Source organism: Streptomyces swartbergensis (assembly GCF_002148965.1).
In the GTDB taxonomy this organism is placed as follows: Bacteria; Actinomycetota; Actinomycetes; order Streptomycetales; family Streptomycetaceae; genus Streptomyces; species Streptomyces swartbergensis.
Genome location: NZ_NGFN01000684.1, coordinates 1 through 1,497 on the forward strand (window position 1 = coordinate 1; position 1,497 = coordinate 1,497).

At 72.4% G+C, this 1,497-nt stretch carries 1 protein-coding gene; it reads left to right on the forward strand.

Translation table 11 applies throughout. The features are described from left to right. Nucleotides 1-323: 323 nt before the first annotated feature. A partial coding sequence (fahA, locus tag CA983_RS43540) for a fumarylacetoacetase (protein ID WP_086606100.1) occupies nucleotides 324-1,497 on the forward strand: 1,174 nt, incomplete at its 3' end.

Consider the following 1,497-nt stretch of genomic DNA (forward strand, 5'->3'; position numbering starts at 1 on the left):
CCCCAATGGCCATCCGCCCCCCTGGTGTGCCGTCGGAACGCCCCCTCCCCGAGGCCTTCCGGCACCCGCCCAGAGTCGCCCCGTTCGCACCGCTCCGTCAAGATTGCGTCGCGTCCTGTGGATAACTTCCGGCACGCACGAATGCGGCGTCCCGTCCGCCGCGCCGGAGTCTCACCCTCCGGTCCCACCCGGGCCCACCTGCCCCGTTCGCCCGTGTCCGCCTCCTCGGACACTGCCCAGGACCGGTGTGCCACCCGTAACGTGTGGCACGACCACGAACACGTGGCGACGACACGGCACACCCGAAAGCGAGGCAGCACCCGATGCCCCCCTTCGATGTCCCCGAGGGTGACCCCTTCGGTCCGCACAACCTGCCGTACGGCGTGTTCTCCCTCCCCGGTTCCTCCCACCGGACCGTGGGCGTCCGGCTCGGCGACCACGTACTGGACGCCGGCGCGGCGGCCCACGCCCTCGGCTCCCCGTACGCCTCCCTGCTCGCGCGGCCGACCCTCAACCCGCTGCTGGCCGCGGGGCGCACGGCCTGGTCGGACGTACGCCGGGCGCTGACGGCCTGGGTGTCCGTGCCGTCCCACCGCGAGACCGTCGAACCGATGTTCCACCCCCTGTCCTCGGTGACCCTGCACCTCCCCTTCGAGGTCGCGGACTACGTCGACTTCTACGCCTCCGAGAACCACGCCCGGAACGTCGGCCGGATCTTCCGCCCCGACGCCGAGGACTCCCTGACCCCCAACTGGAAGCACCTGCCGATCGGCTACCACGGCCGCTCCGGCACGGTCGTCGTCTCGGGCACGGACGTCGTACGCCCCTCGGGCCAGCGCAAGGCGCCCGCGGACCCGGCTCCCGTCTTCGGCCCGTCCGTCCGCCTGGACATCGAGGCGGAGGTCGGCTTCGTGGTCGGCGTGCCGTCCCGGATGGGCGAGCCGGTGTCTCTCGACGACTTCCGCGAGCACGTCTTCGGCCTCTGCCTCCTCAACGACTGGTCGGCGCGCGACATCCAGGCCTGGGAGTACGTCCCGCTCGGCCCGTTCCTCGGCAAGTCCTTCGCCACGTCGGTGTCGGCGTGGATCACCCCGCTGGACGCCCTGGAGGAGGCCCGGGTCGCTCCGCCCGCCCGGACACACCAGCTGCTGCCCTACCTGGACGACAGCGGCGAGGAACCCGGCGGCTACGACCTGCGGATCACCGTCGCCGTGAACGGCCACGTCGTCTCCGAGCCGCCCTTCTCCACCATGTACTGGACGGCCGCCCAGCAACTGGCCCACATGACCGTCAACGGCGCCTCCCTGCGCACCGGCGACCTGTACGGCTCGGGCACGGTCAGCGGCCCGGCGGACCGTGAGCGCGGCTCCCTCCTCGAACTGACCTGGAACGGCCGCGACCCGCTCGAACTCCCCGACGGCAAGCGGACGTTCCTGGAGGACGGCGACGTGGTGACCCTCTCGGCCTGGGCCCCGGGGCCGGACGGTGTGCGGGTGG